Source organism: Peribacillus sp. R9-11 (assembly GCF_031345095.1).
GTDB classification, from domain to species: Bacteria; Bacillota; Bacilli; order Bacillales; family DSM-1321; genus Peribacillus; species Peribacillus butanolivorans.
Window position 1 is genome coordinate 4622583 of record NZ_CP133763.1, and the last position, 18621, is coordinate 4641203.

Consider the following 18621-nt stretch of genomic DNA (forward strand, 5'->3'; position numbering starts at 1 on the left):
TAAAGGTGTGACAAAAAAAAAAGAATAAGAATTTAATAGAGTGGATAGACTAATAAAAAAGGAGTGGGAGATTATGGAGATTAAAACTAAAGAAGCAACGAAAGAAATGTGGAGAGAAATTAATGATTGTATAACTCGAATAATTGATGAAAAACATGATTTATCTTTTCAGAAGAAGAGCAATGATAATTATATGAATCTATATATTCAAACAGCCGTATTACACACCTTATTTGGACTTTCAGATGAACTTAGGAAGATTGAAAGGAAATATACCGAATTGTGATGTTTCTTGAAAAGTCATGGCTAAATTTAACTTTATGGTGGATTAGGATAAAAAATTCCCCAAGAGAGCCTTTAATACCAAAACAAAATCCTTTCTTTCCTAATCCACGTTTTCTTTTCGTCCCTATATATACCTCTTTGTTATCCCATCCAAAATCCATTTTACTTTCCTCCCCTTTAATTTATTAGTTGCAGTATATGCTTTTAAATGAAACCAAAAAGGCCCCTTATTTTTTTCCTTAAAACCGATGTTTTTGGTAATATCTTATGAACAAAAAAAAGAACCCCTCAACAGATTTGTGTGAGATTCATGAACATTAGTATTTATTGCTGCCAACTAAACTTTTTTAGGTTTTCCTTTTCCAAACGAACACTCCTTTCTGCATATATTGAATCAATATATTCTAGTGGGGCTGTCTTAAAAGTTCATTTATCTTTTGAGACAGCCCCCTTTAAAATTAGGTTTCAACGTGATTAGATTCCCGGTGTAGATGAACTTTCAGGAATATTTTCATAGTCTGATGGATTAAGATTATGAACCGATCCATCTGTTACACCATTGATAATACCCATTAGACCCGTTTCAACTGTTTTTACTAGCTGGCCTTTCTTTTTTTGCCCAAAGTTTTGTGTTTGTCCACTAACTTCAAATTTATAAATTTTCCGTCAACTTCTATTAAACTTCGTGAGATTAAAAAGCAACTGCTTGCTACGTACAACGGAGGACAAGGTTAATAACAAATTTAGTAAATCTTGAAAACTACTATGACTGTGTGTCACAATCAAAAAGAGATACGCAGATTTACTTGTGACGTTAAGACAGACCTGGGCAACCCGCTGAAATGAAAGGTTGAACCATTTCTTCTCTGCAGGTGACGGACTCACACACCATGTACTCAATTACAAATAAGGAGGACATAAATCATGAGGACAATGAAACTTGGAAACAGTACATTAGAGGTGCCGGTCGTTTCAGTCGGCTGCATGCGAATCAATTCGTTGGACAAAGCGGAGGCTGAGCACTTTGTCCAAACGGCGATGGAAGAGGGTGCGAACTTCTTCGACCATGCTGATATTTATGGCAGTGGCGAATGTGAGGAAATATTCGCGGACGCCATCGGAATGAACACGGGCATTCGTGAAAAGATCATCCTGCAATCCAAGTGCGGCATACGTAAGGGGATGTTTGACTTTTCCAAAGAACATATCCTCGAATCGGTGGACAAAAGCTTGAAGCGGCTGAAAACGGATTATCTTGATATTCTGCTTCTACACCGTCCGGATACGTTAGTAGAGCCGGAAGAGGTAGCGGAGGCCTTCGATATTCTTGAAAGTTCAGGAAAAGTGCGCCATTTCGGCGTTTCCAACCAGAATCCGATGCAGATCCAGTTGCTGAAGAAGTCGGTGAAGCAGACGATTGTGGCAAACCAACTGCAATTAAGCATCACCAACGCCAACATGATCTCCAATGGATTTAATGTAAATATGGACAATGACCACGCTGTGAACCGAGACGGCAGTGTGCTGGATTTTTGCAGACTGAACGATATCACCATTCAGCCTTGGTCACCTTTCCAATACGGATTCTTTGAGGGAGTATTCCTTGGAAACGACAAGTTCCCTGAATTGAATCAAAAGATTAATGAAATTGCGGACAAGTATGAGGTTAGCAACACGACTATCGTCATCGCATGGCTTTTACGCCATCCCGCACACATGCAACCAGTCATCGGTACGATGAATGAAGACCGCCTAAAGGATTGTTGCAAGGCAAGCGATATTCATCTTACGCGCGAAGAATGGTATGGTATCTATCGTGAGGCAGGCAATGTGCTGCCATAAACACACAGATCAAACTTTATTCTGTGTAATGAAGATCAGATCTATAATAAAGAAGCCCCTTCACGGCAACATAACAAAGCACCCTCAAGTCTTCATTGACCAAAGGGTGCTTTGTTTTTGACTAGACTCAGCCCAAAAGACCACATTCACATGGTTTTCCCCCTCTTTTCCTTTTAATAGGATAGTATCTGGGTTGTTTTTGGGGTAAACAGTGGTGAAGTTGAGTAGCATGTTTTTAGGAAAGTAGTTTTACTATCAAACAATAAAAGGGCAGGGATTTCCCCTGCCCTTAAATGAGTGAAAAATATTATATAATTCCTGTATTAGTGTATTTATAATACGCTAATTAATATGTCTATCATTCAATTTATATTTATTGGCCAATAATAAAATAGTAGAGTCGTTACGATTATCATAACTCCACTAATCATTAAATAGGCTGGGTATCTGCGAGTGATATTCATTTCTTTTTGCTCGTCTATTTCAATTGGGGTTTGTAGGATATTTGCCTGAAACTCCCTTTCCTCCATGGTAATCACTCCATATTTAGAGCCAATAATTAATGCGCTTATGCTTAGGATTAAGCCAATAATCACAGGGTTAAAGTATACAGGAAGGTTAACTCCGAACATTCCTAAGCTTTCACCAAGAATAACACCAAAGAAACCAAAAATTATACTCCAGAAGGCACCTTCTTTTGTTAATTTTTTTGAAAATACGCTTGCAAAAGCTATTGGACCCCACGAAGCTGCAAATAATGTAGCAGCAAAGTAGCCAATCCACATAACTGCAGGTGGTTGCAACAAACCAATTAATAAAATAACTAAGCTAATAATAACCATGGAAATTCGACTGGCACGTAAAAGGTATTTATCTGTGTATTCCTTATTTCTTGATTGTTCCATGATATCTCGTGTTATACTGCTCCCTATTATCTGAAGGAAACTCGAACAGGAAGATAATGCCGCAGCCATGATTCCACTAACAATAATAACCCCGAGCCACGTAGGGACAATATTCATAGCTGCCCATATAAATACCTTTTCAGTTGGTGCGATATCTGCTTTGATGGTGGTAATAGTTGAAATGCTAATATGGAGAAATAGATAGACTGTCAAAATTGATATTGTTGCCCAAACACCAGCACGAATCGCTACGTGTTCATTTTTAGCCATTAAATATCGGCTACTTTGCCATGGACTTACGGCAATGACTATTCCCCAAACTAAGCCCATAATAACTGCCCAGGCCAATGCTTCCCAAGGAGTTCCCATAGAGGCACCTGGTCCTGTAATACCATGCCAACTTAATAAATCAGGCCTTTCAGCTAGATTCGCTGCCTTTGTAATGGCATTAGGAAATCCACCTGCAGATTTAATAATATAAGGAAAACTAAGATAAGTAGCGATTGAGAATAAAAAGAACATGACTGTATCATTTACCATAACGCCTTTCGCCCCAGATAGGATCGTAAATGATGAATAGACTAGCCACATGATTATCAAGGCTATCGGATATGAAACACCAGAAACCTCTGCCAACAAAACCGCAGCTCCTTGAGTAACAGCAACCAAGTATGCAGATATGCCAAGAATTGTAGTAATAGCAGCTGCCAGTCGTACTTTCTTGGAATGAAAGCGATTACCAAAATACTCAGGAACCGTTAATGATTTGCTTCTTCTTAAATATCTTCCAAAAAGGAAAACCCCGAATATATAGCCACTTGCATTAAAGATAACAAGGATAAGTAGCAGGATAGGATACCCTTCATAGGAAAATCCCGCTTCCCCCATAAATGATACAGTGCTTAAGAAAGAAGCAACAAGAGTACCAGTAATCATCAATGTGTTTCCACTTCGTCCCGACACATAATATTCTTCAGAGCTTTTCACTTTTCTGAATAAAAAAATACCGATTGATACATAAACACAAAAGGATACGATGATTCCTATGAGGAAAGCCATTTACATCCCCACCTTTTCAACCGGACTTTTTTCTTTTATTGCCTCTTGATTTCTCTTCATTTTAATCAGAAAAACGTTCGTGATCCACCCCATGACAATTAACGAACCCCCATAGCTCAAGCTAAAAATTAACTCTCCCATTTGTTGACCCCCTTAACAATATTGAAAATAATCAATAGTGAAGTATGCAATATCCATACCAACTTTTCGAATTTTCAGATATCAACAAAGGTTATAGTTAATTACTCTCATCATATACAAATTGATATTTGCCAAGTTTGCGCATGATGGTCGTTTGGCTTACCTCTAAGGCTTTGGCCATTTTCCGGGTGGATTTATATGTAGAAAGGGCTTGAGACAATAATTGTTTTTCTGTTTCTTCTAATGCTTTTTTTAAGGGAATGATTCCTGTTAAATTGACTAGTGCCGTATCTTTGTAGGTCAAATCGGAAGGCAAATCCTCTATCGTTACGATAGGTTTTCTAGCCGTCACGACAATTTGTTCAATTACATTTTCCAATTCCCGAACATTACCCGGGTAATCCTGCAGCTGCAGAATTAACTTGGAATGATCATCTATAGTGATCGATTGACCGTACTTTTCATTGAATTTCTTCAAAAAATAATCGGTTAATAATAGGATATCTTCCTTTCGCTCACGCAGCTGCGGTATTTCCATTGGAACTACATGCAACCGATAATATAGATCTTCGCGAAACTGATTAATCTTGATCATTTGCTTCAAGTCTTTATTAGTGGCGGATATAATACGAATATTCACCTTCTTCTCCTTGGTTCCCCCTACTTTCATGAATGTTCTATCTTGGACTAGATGCAGGATTTTCACTTGAATGTCGAGCGGCATTTCCCCGATTTCATCAAGGAAAAGTGTGCCTCCATCAGCACTCTCAACAAGTCCTTGTTTCCCGTGCTTATTTGCTCCCGTAAAAGCACCGCTTTCGTAACCAAACAGCTCGGACTCAATTAAAGCGGATGGAATCGCGCCGCAATTAACTTGAATGAATTTTTTATCCTTTCTTGCGCTTAGATCATGAATGATCCTTGCTAAAACCCCTTTCCCGACTCCGGTTTCTCCATGAATGAAGATCGAAGAATCCATCGGGGCCACTTTTTCAGCTAATTCTAGAACATTAATCATCTTATTGGAATTGGTAATGAAGTTATTGAAGGACACGGTTTTCTTACTTTGTGAATGTTCATTTTGTGTTAGTTGATTCCTTAGGTTCACTTGATTTAATTTACTCTTCATTTCAACCAATTCCGTGATATCCCTGGAATTCGAAACAATTCTATACAGATTCCCTTCCTCATCAAAAATAGGCTTTGCTGTGCAGAAAACAGTCAACCCATGCGGATACGTTTGTTCAGCTGAATGAACCGCTTTTGTTTTCATTGTTTTTAATGTAACCGAATTTACGATTAGTCCCTTTTCAACTAACTCTTTAATGTTCTTATTAATAAAAGCTTCCGGCGGCAGTCCTGTAAGTTTCTTACATGATTCACTCACGAATAACGTGTCCCCGTTTGCATCCGTTACGAAAATTTCATCATAACTGGAATGTAAGATTTGGGTAAGCTCTTTTACTTTCTTTCTTGTCACCTCTAACTCTTCATGTAGGGATTCCTTTAGACTTATTAAGTTTTTAAGTTTCTTTTTGAGTATCATTTCCCTGACTTCATATATCGGATAGCATCTATATTGGTTATCACTATGTTGAATCGCAAAATCATAGTGACTCATATCCTCTTCATTTAGCTTATCTAAATCATCAACAACAACAAACGATTGATTAAGATATTCAATGATTTTCTGATTTTGACCCACGCTATCTAATTTCTTCAAAAAGAGACCTTCATCTAAAATGCCCAGGATTTCCAAGTGGTTTTTCATGACAATAAAAGGAGATGAATGTATTTTCAGTAATGACTTTATATCCAAAATAGATATATCGGAAAATACAATTAGTGATTCCTTTTTTAATTCGGTATCCATCCAATCACCCCAAAGTTTTTATTTCGAACCGATTTTGTTACACCTTTTAGTACGCAAAGAAATAAGTGCCACTTTCATTAGCAACGAATGTCCATATATCAACCGATTCGAACCTGAACCTATAATGAATCACCACTTTTCAGAAAAGGTTCAGTTTATATAGAATACTCGATTCGTAATCAATACCCTCTTTACATAAGTGAAAAAAACGGTTTATTTATTCAGATTGATCCCAATCATACACTTTCGTGGCACGGCATGATTATTGCATATTGAACCTATATAGAGATATTTAGAAGGCGATTGGATTGATGCCATCTATACTCTCATACTATCTAAAACTAGGGAGGGTCATGATTATGACTCAATTCAAGAATCTGTTTACTCATTTAACGATTGGTCATACTGAATTGAAAAACCGAATTTTAAGTACAGCTCATCAAACCAATCATGTTACTGACGGAATCCCCACTTCGGATATGCTTGCCTATCATGAAGCTCGCGCTAAAGGGGGTGTCGGATTAATCATCCTTGAAGCAGCATCCGTACATCCATCCGGCATGCTTACGTCTAAAACGATTGCAGGATATGACCAAAAGATTGTCAATGCCTACAAAGAGATTTCCGAAGCGCTCCATAAATATGGAACGAGGGTTTTCTCCCAACTATTTCATGGCGGAAGGGAAGTCGTTTCGAGTGATTATCGAAATGCCGCATGGGCGCCATCTGCTGTACCTAGCTTGCGTTTCGGCGTCATGCCAAAGCCCATGAGCTTAGAAGATATTGAAGGGGTGATTGAAGGGTTCGCCCATTCAGCACAGCTGGCAAAGGAAGGCGGACTTGATGGGGTCGAAATTTGCTGTTCACATGGATACCTTCCTGCTCAGTTTTGGTCACTGCATACAAATAAGCGCACCGATAACTATGGTGGTTCATTTGAAAATCGGATGCGATTCATTGTAGAGATTATGGAAAGAGTATGGGAAAGAGTTGGGGAAGACTTTACAGTTGGCATTCGTATGAGTTCAGATGAACTGACGATGGACGGGACGACGATGAAGGATTCCGTGCAAATAGTCGAATATCTCGCGGAAAAAGTCCGATTGGATTTCATTAATGTCACAGCTGGAGATTCAAGTACCTTCGAGGGATCAACACATATCGTGCCGCCATCACCTATAAAGCACGCTTACCTATCGCCCCATGGATTCAAAATCAGGATGGCAGGAGCCGTACCAGTCTTTGTCGGTAATAGAATCGTTGACCCTGTTGAAGCTGAACAAATCGTTTCAACCGGTAAAGCCGATGTCGTAGGAATGACCAGGGCCTTAATCGTCGATCCTGACATGCCCAACAAAGCAAAAAATGGCGACCTGCAAGCAATCGATGCATGCATAGGCTGTTTACAAGCCTGTATCGGTCACTATCATAAAGGACTGCCAATTGGCTGTGTCCAAAACCCAACAACAGGTAAAGAAGCATGGATTTTACCAGAATTAAAGAAAACAAGGAACAAACAGAATGTCCTAGTCATCGGCGCCGGACCTGGCGGATTACAGGCTGCCATAACAGCGGACTCACTGGGTCATTCCGTTACACTCATCGATCAAAGCAAATCAATCGGCGGCCTACTTCGCACCATGCGCAAAGCACCCATGCGGCATGAACTGGCAGAATCGATGCTCGATAACTACTCCCGGAAATTAATGAGAAGCAACATAAATGTGCAATTAGGCAAAACGGCAACCGCCCAAGAAATATCCGAATCGAAACCTGACGCCATTATCTGTGCCACCGGCTCACGGCCCTATACTCCAGCCATTGAAGGAATCGATGACCCACGGATCATCATGAGTGATGACCTCTTCAGCTCAACTAAAAAAGTTGGGGACAACGTACTGGTATTCGACTTTGGCGGTGACTGGCCCGGCATGGAAGCAGCCATTTATTTAGCAGAAAAAGGCCACCAAGTAACACTCATTTCATCCAGACTGCACATTGGCGAAACCGTTCACCAATATCTCAGGAATGAATACCTAAAAAAACTATACAACCTAAACGTCACACTCCTTCCCCATTACGATATCGGGGCAATCAAAGAAGATCACGTCATCATCCGGAATCTATTCACCCAACAAAAAGAAGAACTAAAAAATTGGGACTCCATCGTCCTCTCCCTTGGCCGCATACCCAATACAGAGCTATTCGAAGAAATGAAAGGCCATGCTCCTATCGTGAAACAAATAGGAGATTGCCTTGGACCGCGTACTATCGAGGAAGCTACGCATGAAGGGATGATGAGTGCTATAAGTTTGTGAAGAGAAGAGACATTCCTTTGGGGGATGTCTCTTTTTTGATCATATAGGTCTAGCACTGCCGGGCTCAATGAGTTTTAAAAAAGAAGGCTGCCATTACATATTCCGGGGCACTCTGTCTCTATTAAGTAATTAAGAAAGACTCCTATATTAAAATATCATTTAAACTCTTTAAAAAGGCATCTAATTCACCTTCTGTTTTAAATTTAAATGCATATCCGTAGCTTATAGGTTTTTTCCCGTTATGTATTTCCTTAGGAAATTGTGTTAATGCCGTACTATGACTCTCTTCACCACCTTTTAAGCTCAAATTATTTTCGACAGTATTTGGATTCAGAACAATACTTATTTCTTTATTAGCCATTAAGTATAATACTTCTCCATTTTTTGTATGTTCAAATTCTGTAGCCTTCTTGGTTTTCTTTGTTAATTTAAAATTATTTCTAGCAAAAATCCTTTCTAAACTCGTCATTTGTGGATTTACTTGAGAGGATGCCAGTGTTTCTTTTTCAGCTGTTGCTGCTATTTCTGATTGCTGTAGGCTGATAGCTTCAGAAGTAGCTGCCTCAGTTTGTACTAGTTTCGCTTCCTCCTTTATAGCTTCCAACTGACGTTGAACCTCTATCCACATATCATCCATCTTTTGCATCGTCTGATCTACATATGGCTTAATCAAGACATCTAATTCCTTTGCTCCTAATGGATTAATAGTTTCTTGAGCCGTCTTAATAGGCTGCTTGTAAATAGGTGCTTCAAAATCGTAGCTTACATATACTTGCATATACCAGACACTTATCTCAAATAGAAATTTGTGAACCTGAAGCACATCTGTAATGCTCACTTCTTTTATGTCATGTGCCGCTTTATTTCCTTTCTTTCTGATCCATTCCAATTTCAAATAAATATCTTCTTCAACTACATTCTGGCGATATAATTTATGTATTCGTTCTGAGTGCTTGAGCGGATAGATATCCTCAAACCCCTCTTCTTTGCTAATAATCTTCACCAGCTGTTCACTATATAAACGAGCCTGTATCAATGACGCAAGAGGTTGATACAACAACTGATTTTCAATACGGCAAACAAGCTCGAATAACTCACTTGAAAATTGTCCAACGAACTCAAATAAAGAATGATTATGCATATCCTACCCCCTGATTACTTACTATCCATTTATCTTTTTCTCTATATATCTACTTCTATTACATAACACACTTTGAAAAAAGAGCATGATACTAATTCACCCTTAACACCTAGTTTTCAGTAAAACACCATTCGATTTTACCATATTTTCAAAAACCATAATGACAATATACTGTCTATTTCACTTTATATTTCCTTTTATAAAATGGTTAAAATGCTTGTTCTTCGAAAGTAGTACCTGCCATCTAATCGGTAGAAAAATTATGCGGGTATTTTTATATTAATGTCTCATTTATAAATAAAGAAAAACCAATCTCTCTAACGATAGGCTCTAAAAACGGAATGAAAATCCAGTTAAATCAATGAATTCTAAGATTCACTACCTCTATGAGAGTAATAATTATTATAAAACGGGCTATTATTAAATTGAATGAATGTTTGAAAACCAGAAGGATTGGTACTAATAAAGTAAAGGACAACACTTCTTTGCTAAAGGGGATTCTTCAAATGGCAAATAAAGCACGATTACCAGAGACCAAAGAAACCCGGAGTAAAATCATGTCATCCATTAAAGCCGTTTCGAAGCTGGAAACGTTCGTTTCGCATGAACTATGGCACAGGGGGTATCGATTCAGGAGGAATGTCAGGGGGATGATGGGAACACCAGACATCGCCATCAAAAAGTATAAGGTCGTCATATTCATCGATTCGTGCTTTTGGCACTTCTGCCCGATACATGGAAAAATGCCGAAGAGCAATATAGATTTCTGGGTGAAGAAGCTTGAGAGAAATCAGGAACATGATTTAGAAATCTCCCAATATTATAAAGATGAAAATTGGCATATCTTACGAATATGGGAGTATGAGGTAAGGAAAGATTTTGATAATACCATCGAAAAAATCAACAATTTCATCGATAATGCCAAGGAAGATATGGCAGATGAATACAAATGGTCCCTGACAATTTCGCCAGGAACCAGTTTAAATTTAATATAAACTAAGTTGTAGTTGTTGTGGATTCACTTTAATGGCTTCCGCATCTTCTTCCTCGATTTCGAGAATTCGCTTGGCCATTCTTTCAATAAGTCCGACCACCAAGGCATTTCCCATACAGAAGTACCTCATCCGTTCGGACATTCCTTCCGTCCAATGATCAGGGAACCCATTCAATCTTTCACATTCCACCGGGGTCAGGATGCGAAGCCTTTTCGTTTCAGGATCTTCCACCACATGGCTACTCCGATTCACTGTACCTTCACTTGTCAGCATCGTACGGCCAGGCTTATCCAAAGCATCCGGGAAAGCCATCCCACCTTCGGAGAAGGTATATTTATGTCCAGTCGCCGCGATTCTCTCAATCTTTTTCGGCCCTTTAAAATCTTTAAACTTCTCAATTGCATTTGCGTTCAAATAATACTTTTCATCGACACCTGACTGTAAGATTTCACTTAACATACGTGTTTTCTCCTCTATAGGAACCAGTTGCTCAGTATAAACCTTACCATTTCTCATTATCCCTGCATTCAAATAAGTCTTCGAGAATGAATCCGATATTTCCAAAAGATCTTTTTCCATCATGAAACAATCGGGCTTATGCTTTGTGGAAATTTCCAACTTCACTGGGAATGCACTTGCGAAGAAACCTCGCTCATGCAGCATGGCGGCTTCACCTTCGTTAGATCTGCTTATTACATACGGCGTATCGTTCCTGATTGCAAAAATGAAGACCCTGCGTCGCCTCTGGGCTTGTCCATACTCCGCGGCATTGACGACTCTCCACTCAACCGAATAATTCATATCCCTGAAGCTTGCCAACATGATGGAAAAGTCTCTTCCCCGCTGTTTCGATGGTGACTTCAATAACCTGTCCACATTCTCCAGCAAGATATACTTTGGCCTGATTCCATCTACTAGCCTCATTATTTCCCAGAAAAGCACCCCTTTTTTACCTTGGATTCCCTTTTCTCCGGAAAGGCCTCTGGCAACTGAATAGTCTTGACAGGGAAATCCGCCTACAATTAATTCAATCCCTTTATTTACAAACATCATTTCGTCCACTGTTGTAATATCTTCGTTGGAGTGAATGCCTTTATCGAACTGTCTTGCATAACATTCAAAAGCATCCTGTGATTTTTTTGATGGTTCCCATTGGTTACCCCAAACCACATCAAATCCTTTTGCAGTTTCTAGGCCAAGCCGAAACCCCCCGACCCCCGCAAACAATTCAATTGCATTTATCATGACCGAACACCCTTTCGGCTTTTATACCTATAATGAATGATAATCCCCTAAAGAATCAAGGATTACCTTAAATATTTTATATAAATTCGTTTTGCTACTGAATATAATAGTTTAATATTATATATCCTATCTCTATCATTTTAAAGTGTAAAGAAGTAATAGTAAAAGAATTTATAATTCCATTTTTAAATACCAATAATATGGAGAACTAAAATAATATAAATGCCGTAGCATTACTGAAAGATTTAAAAGAAAAGGTACCATTCAAATGATATCAGGACGATAAACAAAATAAAAATATTAAAAGGCTCCTAGAAAACAGGAGCCTTCTGTATTTCATTCCAATCTTTCGTCTAATGAACTTATATCAATGACAATCGGCATACTATGCTTCAATGTACCATCGTCCTGAAGTATAGGTCCCGAAACGACACATTGCCCTTTTTTTAATGTGGATAATTTGCGTTCCCATTCTTTTCTTGCATGACTATCTTGAGCAAGATTGGCGGCTATTGAACTAATTTCATTTTCAGGTGGCATAAAGTAAACTTTTTGACTCGAACCTTGCAACCTGGAAATTTCATCGATGGTAAACTGACCTCTGAATGATTGAGTGGCATACCAACCTGACCAGCCAAACTTTCTTCCTTCCGACAAAATTTTAGCGCTTGGAGACTTTTCACGGTGATCCAAATTTTGGGCTTCGTCTAAAATGACAGCCAAAGGCTTAGTCTTATCTCCATGATTTAATTGATAATTCCATAAATCCCACAAAATGAATTCAGTAATCATCATCTGAACATCCCGATTATAGCCAGTTAGCTGAACTATGCACACTTTACCTTTTTGAGATAAAATTTCTCCCCAATTATATTCACCATCGCTCTTGAATGGATTTTTATCTATAAGTGGCTTGATTTGAGACCGTGCGGTTTTGGCTGGCCCTGTATTGTCCTCTCCAAGTTCCACTAAAAGCAGTTCTAAATTCATGCTGTCCCCATACTTATCCAACCCGCGAAGCACAGCTTCATAAATGGCATTTTGCTGTTGGATTCCCAAATCTTTGTATACGGACGAGAACACACCTTTAATCCGCTCAGCAATGTCCGTGTTATCCTCATCCATGTATTCATCCTCGTCAAGTTCCTTTTGATTACGCTTGAAAGGGTTGATTGGGAACTTATCCCTTGCAACCAGGAATTGTTCCAAACTACCACTTAATTGCTCTTTGAATTGTGGCTCAAGTTTAGAATTTTTAAATCCATCCGTATAATCAAAAATGATGTTGGAAATCCCGCTTCTCGATAATTCCAATAGTAAGCATTGGATGAAATAACTTTTTCCCTGTCCTGACTTTCCAGAAATCAAAATATGGCGATTTGCTAGTTCCCGATGACCGTATTCCCAGTACACTTTTTTCGCGGATCCTTCTACAGTTCCTAAAAGAACCCTAACATCCTTCAGCTCAGGAATGTTCGGAATACTCGTGTCTACGATAACTGGTTCTGGTTTTGGTTCTGGTTCTATACCAGGTATTCCCACAACATCATCAGACTTTGAATCAGTGGGATCCACTATTATAAATCGATATTTATGGAACAGTAAACTTTCTGGTTTAATGTCTGTTTTTGCGCTTCTAATATTCGTTTTAAGGGTTTCAATCTCAGTGATCACACCGGAATATCCATCATCCTCAGTTAAATCGACGACCAAAATATCATCATCCAGTCTAACCGATCTCCATGTTTGTTCCTTCTTAAAGGATAACACCGCCCCTTTTCCAATAAACGGTTGGAGATGATTACTTAATTGATAATCATCATTCAACAATTTTTCTTTCAGGGAATGGATTCGGGAGTAATCCTTTTCGGGCCAGATATTATTATCAATCAATTTCTCAGCATTAGACAATAATAATTGGATGAAGAAGTTCCTAAAGAATTCATTTTTGAATAAAGCTTGGTTATCCTCATTATATTTGGCTAATTGCATTTTAAACAATTGTTGCGTTTTGTTAATTTGCTCTTTTGCCTTAACGATAGTCGATTCTTGATTAAAACCTATTTTCACTTCTACTGGATAATAATGCACAAAGGTATCCTCACCTCTGGTTTCAATGCCAATCAAAAGCAAATCATCACTATGCATACCTTTGACATTAAGGTTTTTCGCAGAAAATACACCTTCACTTTTCGTTAACCTTACTGCTCCTGCAATACGCAATACTTCCTCCAATGATATAGGCACCCAAAGAATGTTTTCATGATCCAAAGTACTGAGGATATATCGTATCGCTGAAATGATACTTAACTTTTCTCGTGAAAAGTGTCCTTTACTGCCAATTATCCGGAGGAGCCACTCACCATTTAAGCTATTGAACCCACGAATTGCCGTTTCAATTTGACTTGGCTGAGTATTGATTTCCTTACCAGCTAGATATTGCTCAATTATTAATTTATATTGTGCTGATTTATCCGTAACGGTGATTGCGTCATATTGTGTGGAGGAAGAATATTGATCGCTATAATGGATTACCAATAGGTTCCGGGATGCACTTTGGAAAAAGTTCAAATCGACATTAGGTTCGATAAAAGTCACCCAATATGACGTATCATACAATTGATTTAGTATATCTTCATCATAATTGGCTGTTCTTGTAACGATTGTTTCATCCTTACGATAAGGGTTGGTACCTCCGCTATTCAGGTTGCTGGCTAACTCATTCAAACAAATGGCAATAGAGATAAGTTCATTGGATTGATGTTCAGCGTTCTTCAATCCAAAACCAGTACGATAATCCTTTTCCGTTTCCAAGAATGATATAGATGAAAGAAGCCCTTTCAATGACAAGCCCGTATCTATATCCTGGATTTTATTTTTAGCTGGTGAATCGTTCGATATCATTTTATAAAAAGAAATATGGGCATAGCCATATTCATTTACATTCAATGGTTTATAATAGAGCACGTTTTCTCGAATCAACCTTAAAACATCGACTGCATCCAATTTTTTTGTTGTTAATGATACATTGAACGTTGCTTCAAATTCTTCCACATCGTCATTCATGGAAAACTTTTCGAAGGCACTGATGGAAGCTTTATCATCATACAGGGCAACTTCAATCGGAACGATTTCAGATGCACCTTTTTTATCAATTTGCTTTTTGATGAAATTGATGAGTCCTCTAACTACCTCATGATCATTACTGATGTTAATAACATTTATTTGAATGGGCGATTTTGATTGTTTTAAAAATAGAAAAGGGAAGTGCTGTACGAATTGATTTAATTTTTCCTCCACTACATTAGCCAGAAACGCATTTGATTCGCCTATTGCCACTTTTTGCATCGGCTCATAAACCATCCATTCTGGAGCATCTTTTTGATTTATAGGGCGATAAATCTCTTTATCCTCCCCATAAATATATGGAAGTAAATTATTGGGATGCAGCCTATCCAAAATATGCAATTCTATTGGCTCATTCTTCAACCTTTTATTGATTTCCAATTGATATGCTACATTTAAAGGGTGTAAAGGTGTAAATGAAATTTTATCTTCCTCAATGATCGTTCCAAGTTTAAATAAGTTCTTGGATCGTTCCGCCAAAATTACATTCTCCTGAATCCCCAAAATCAATTCAATGAAAGAGTTTACGTACTTTAAGGATAAATCGAAAAGCTCTTCGTTCATATATGAAAGACTAGGTAATAGGTTTCGCGATTTATAATACCTAAGCAAATCATTATAAGCCTGTTCAATTTCCACGTTTAAGTCCAGACTTAAACCTTCGAGCCCAGTCACCTCTCGCTTCGCATGAAAAAGTCCTTTACCCACCCACTCTTTTTCATCCAACAAATATACTTTTATTTCCTCACGTGCCGAAAACTCACGTGTGTTTTGTTTTAGCTTATTATTTTCGACATCATAATGGAAATCCTCCAACTGCTCCCTTTTAAGTTTCCATATTCTGCTTCCCATAATAGGAGTTACCCTAGAGATTTCTTCCTTTATATTGAATGGAATAAGGGCTCCATTTTTTTGTATTTGGAAATGTAAGTTATCATCATTCCAAGCAGAAGAGGCATTTGAAATTTCAATCCCATTATTAGATTCCATGATGACTTGGTTTTCTTCTTCGACGAATATTTCCTTCCTACCAAAATCTTCATCTCCAAAGGTAATCATTTCGTCTTTTTTATTTAAAATAATCTTTTTGGTTTTACTATTGACTTCATATAAAGTTTTAATTGCCCCAAAGAAATCCTGGTCGCATTCAACAATGGCAATATTGAAATCATACTTTGATTGCGATTGATTGTTATGTGTATAGACGACTTGGTGGAAAGTGGTGCCATTAGGTTCATGAGATAGTGACATCACTAGCTTTTTTCCTGATACGCTACACAAGTTTTCGGATTTTTTATGAATGAATTCTTTTTTTAGCCACTCATCAAATTCAAAGGTAAGATTTACTTGGCTTTCTTTTGTTGTATTGAAAACAATCAAATGCCGCTTTCTTTGGCCAACTTTGGTATCTTTATGAGGCTTTTCCCAATAAAATAACCCTTCACTGGATTTCTTTTTCGGATTTTCAATATAACCAAGAGTCCGTCCAGTTACTACATTATCGGATGATTCCTTCACAAATCCATAGTCCAGTTCATTCCAACCTTCCTTACGCAAGGCTTGGACACCTTTATCATCAAATATTTTTTCCAATTGGTTTTGAAGGTTTTCATATTCATGTATATGTTGCACTTTTTCAAATAAAGAATAGTTTTCTTCTAATCTTTTTTTCATTTGGCTTTGAGGATACTGGTCCAACTTCCCGTCATAAAAAAGTCCTAAATGGGAATAGTCTTCTTTTTTTATCTGTCCTTGTGATAGGAAGCCTAGTATCTCTTCATAATCCCATAATGATGATTGAATAAAAGATTCTTCCAATTTTTTGTTAAGGTGAAATTTCAATAATTCTTTTTGATCGGATGCTAGGGACTTATTCTTTTCAATCTCTTCTTTCAAAGTCCTTAATATTGACTTTACATTGAAAGGCATCCCCTCTTTTTGTAAGTCACTACTTCCACCCCTTATACTGTCAAGTGTTTCATGACAAATGCTCAGTAATGCCGTTCCTGACCAATCTCCCTTCTGTTCCCCCACTTGATTACGAAGTGTTACCAAGAAATCGGGGGTCACATTTTCGGAAGTTGCCGCAACGACGATCTTCACTCTTCCGGATTGAAGCGAAAAGGTTGTATACGGGGAGCCTTGATGATGCTGATATCTAAAAACACTTGATGTTTCATCAGATTCCAGGAATTCGTAAAACGCATTAACTTGTTCCTCATTATCAAATTGCAGATAAAAGCGTTCTCCTCCTTGTAAAGTGACTTGATTAAAATAATTGATTAATTTCTCTGACAGGTATTTATAAAATTGGTTTAACATATTGGGCATCCCCACTATCACTCTTTTTGTCTAACAAATTCAATTTATCATATAATTTAACGATTTCTTCTCGAGAATATCTATCTAAATATATGCCTCGGAGTTCCAAATCAAGGAAAACCTGCTTTAATGACTTTCGTTCTTTTTTTAAACTAAGTGCAGTTAACAACAATAATAAATCCTGGCTAACATTCAACATGTAACCTAATGAACCCCTAGTTTTCAGGAAGAACTTTTTTCCGATTTCTTCAATTGATAAATTATACCGATTTCGTGGACCTTGCATCGTCGGCTTTTCGTATGCCTCTTCAATACTTGAATATAACTTTGCAACCAAATCTTCATATGTTAAATTCTCAGGTAAGTTTTGTCCGGGTAAAGCTAGATGAAAACGATACTCCACTATCCATTGCCTAAGCAGGCCCAATAGCACCTCTTTTTCTTCTGAAGGCAACTGTTCATATGTCAGCTGCAGTTCAGAATAACTCTGGGAATCATCCGTGCCCATCAGGAAGTTCAAATGCTCTAAACTATTGATATCAATTAATAGAGTACGTGCGGCTTCCTTGATCATCTGATAACCATAACCATAGCTTTTACGATTTTTACTCGTTGCTTCCCAATCCAAAGTGTAAAAAACTTCATTGTTTGATTCGAGTTTTCCTTTTCCTTTTTGAGAAAACTTTAAAGTCAATTGGGTAATATATAAAAAGTAATAATAGCTTAAGAATATTTCATAATGACTTTTAAAGTAATCCTCATGTTGCACCAAGAACAAGAAATCCTCTTTAAACATCTTCGAAATGTATGGAAGCTTGCTTGAATACTTAATTTTAGCATCAGTCTTCTCCACCCCGACAAGTTGATGCAGAACTAACTTCGCTACTAAATCATCGGATGAATTCTTTTCAAACATTTTCTTGAATTCCTTATCAGCTTCAATCAAGACGTCGGACAAAAATTTCGCTATCTCCTGTTCTCCTTTCATTTCCGGCCCTTCATTAAAGGGCAAGTATTGAAAAACGTGTGGATGGAACACTTTAATGTTCCCCTTTTTATCTTGTAAAAATAGGCGAAGTATTTGTTCAAAGAAAGGTTTATCTTCTTCTGAAACATCAACTACTTGGCTGATATTTTTAATCAAATCCTCAAGATTCAACTTTTCCTTCAAATGATTTGATGAAATATTACGGGTAAACTCACCTAAAACGCCTTCAAATCCCTTACGGAACTTAGGTCGCTCCGTACCTCTTGTGGTAAATGGTAAAAAGGTGCTCTTACGATTGATTGTATGCTTAAGTCCTGCATTATCAGGCTTGATAGATAATGAATCTCTTAATTCTTGTAAATTTTTCTGCTCAACCATCAC

11 protein-coding genes are annotated in these 18621 nt (G+C 37.8%); 4 read left to right on the plus strand and 7 right to left on the minus strand.

Going from position 1 to position 18621, the window contains the following annotated elements; genetic code table 11:
- Positions 1-73 precede the first annotated feature (73 nt).
- Together RE409_RS22465 and RE409_RS22475 are read left to right on the plus strand one after the other, a co-directional pair.
- Positions 74-286 (plus strand): hypothetical protein, encoded by a 213-nt coding sequence (locus RE409_RS22465; RefSeq protein ID WP_201223211.1) that lies wholly within the window; start codon positions 74-76, stop codon positions 284-286.
- Positions 287-1209: 923 nt separating this feature from the next.
- A complete protein-coding gene (locus RE409_RS22475) occupies positions 1210-2127 on the plus strand; it encodes an aldo/keto reductase (RefSeq protein ID WP_309558080.1) in 918 nt (305 codons plus the stop codon).
- 362 nt (positions 2128-2489) lie between these two features.
- Here RE409_RS22475 and RE409_RS22480 read toward each other — a convergent pair whose 3' ends face one another.
- The 3 genes from RE409_RS22480 to RE409_RS22490 all read right to left on the minus strand — a co-directional run bounded on the left by RE409_RS22480 (position 2490) and on the right by RE409_RS22490 (position 6105).
- Entirely contained in the window at positions 2490-4091 is a 1602-nt protein-coding gene (locus RE409_RS22480; protein ID WP_309558081.1) for a sodium:solute symporter family protein, read from the minus strand.
- Entirely contained in the window at positions 4092-4232 is a 141-nt protein-coding gene (locus RE409_RS22485) for a hypothetical protein (protein WP_157444062.1), read from the minus strand.
- A 97-nt stretch (positions 4233-4329) separates the two neighbouring features.
- Positions 4330-6105 (minus strand): sigma-54 interaction domain-containing protein, encoded by a 1776-nt coding sequence (locus RE409_RS22490; protein WP_309558082.1) that lies wholly within the window; start codon positions 6103-6105, stop codon positions 4330-4332.
- A gap of 359 nt (positions 6106-6464) precedes the next feature.
- Here RE409_RS22490 and RE409_RS22495 point away from each other — a divergent pair, with 359 nt between their 5' ends.
- The gene (locus RE409_RS22495) at positions 6465-8423 is read left to right on the plus strand and encodes an oxidoreductase (protein WP_309558084.1); all 1959 of its coding nucleotides are present in this window, start codon (positions 6465-6467) and stop codon (positions 8421-8423) included.
- Positions 8424-8565: 142 nt separating this feature from the next.
- On the opposite strand, the gene RE409_RS22500 is transcribed toward RE409_RS22495, so the two are convergent.
- A complete protein-coding gene (locus tag RE409_RS22500; RefSeq protein WP_309558085.1) occupies positions 8566-9564 on the minus strand; it encodes a DUF4145 domain-containing protein in 999 nt (332 codons plus the stop codon).
- Positions 9565-10070: 506 nt separating this feature from the next.
- Between RE409_RS22500 and RE409_RS22505 the strand changes: the two genes are divergently transcribed.
- Positions 10071-10559, plus strand: coding sequence for a very short patch repair endonuclease (locus RE409_RS22505; RefSeq protein ID WP_309558086.1), 489 nt, complete (start codon positions 10071-10073; stop codon positions 10557-10559).
- On the opposite strand, the gene dcm is transcribed toward RE409_RS22505, so the two are convergent.
- From dcm to dptG, 3 genes are all read right to left on the minus strand, one after another.
- On the minus strand, positions 10551-11804 hold the full coding sequence (gene dcm, locus RE409_RS22510; protein WP_309558087.1) for a DNA (cytosine-5-)-methyltransferase: 1254 nt from the start codon (positions 11802-11804) through the stop codon (positions 10551-10553). The two genes, RE409_RS22505 and dcm, sit on opposite strands and share 9 nt — an antisense overlap.
- A gap of 336 nt (positions 11805-12140) precedes the next feature.
- On the minus strand, positions 12141-17252 hold the full coding sequence (dptH, locus tag RE409_RS22515) for a DNA phosphorothioation-dependent restriction protein DptH (protein WP_309558088.1): 5112 nt from the start codon (positions 17250-17252) through the stop codon (positions 12141-12143).
- Positions 17233-18618: a DNA phosphorothioation-dependent restriction protein DptG gene (dptG, locus tag RE409_RS22520; RefSeq protein WP_309558089.1), complete on the minus strand. Its 1386-nt coding sequence runs from the start codon at positions 18616-18618 to the stop codon at positions 17233-17235. The genes dptH and dptG overlap by 20 nt, the downstream gene beginning before the upstream one ends.
- Between the last annotated feature and the right edge of the window lie 3 nt (positions 18619-18621).

Excerpts from the sequence above, each read along its gene's own strand:
- dptG (WP_309558089.1), bottom strand. The coding sequence starts at position 18,618 with ATGGTTGAGCAGAAAAATTTACAAGAATTAAGAGATTCATTATCTATC.
- RE409_RS22485 (WP_157444062.1), bottom strand. The coding sequence starts at position 4,232 with ATGGGAGAGTTAATTTTTAGCTTGAGCTATGGGGGTTCGTTAATTGTC.
- dcm (WP_309558087.1), bottom strand. The coding sequence starts at position 11,804 with ATGATAAATGCAATTGAATTGTTTGCGGGGGTCGGGGGGTTTCGGCTT.
- RE409_RS22475 (WP_309558080.1), top strand. The coding sequence starts at position 1,210 with ATGAGGACAATGAAACTTGGAAACAGTACATTAGAGGTGCCGGTCGTT.
- RE409_RS22465 (WP_201223211.1), top strand. The coding sequence starts at position 74 with ATGGAGATTAAAACTAAAGAAGCAACGAAAGAAATGTGGAGAGAAATT.
- RE409_RS22500 (WP_309558085.1), bottom strand. The coding sequence starts at position 9,564 with ATGCATAATCATTCTTTATTTGAGTTCGTTGGACAATTTTCAAGTGAG.
- RE409_RS22495 (WP_309558084.1), top strand. The coding sequence starts at position 6,465 with ATGACTCAATTCAAGAATCTGTTTACTCATTTAACGATTGGTCATACT.
- RE409_RS22490 (WP_309558082.1), bottom strand. The coding sequence starts at position 6,105 with ATGGATACCGAATTAAAAAAGGAATCACTAATTGTATTTTCCGATATA.
- RE409_RS22505 (WP_309558086.1), top strand. The coding sequence starts at position 10,071 with ATGGCAAATAAAGCACGATTACCAGAGACCAAAGAAACCCGGAGTAAA.
- dptH (WP_309558088.1), bottom strand. The coding sequence starts at position 17,252 with ATGTTAAACCAATTTTATAAATACCTGTCAGAGAAATTAATCAATTAT.
- RE409_RS22480 (WP_309558081.1), bottom strand. The coding sequence starts at position 4,091 with ATGGCTTTCCTCATAGGAATCATCGTATCCTTTTGTGTTTATGTATCA.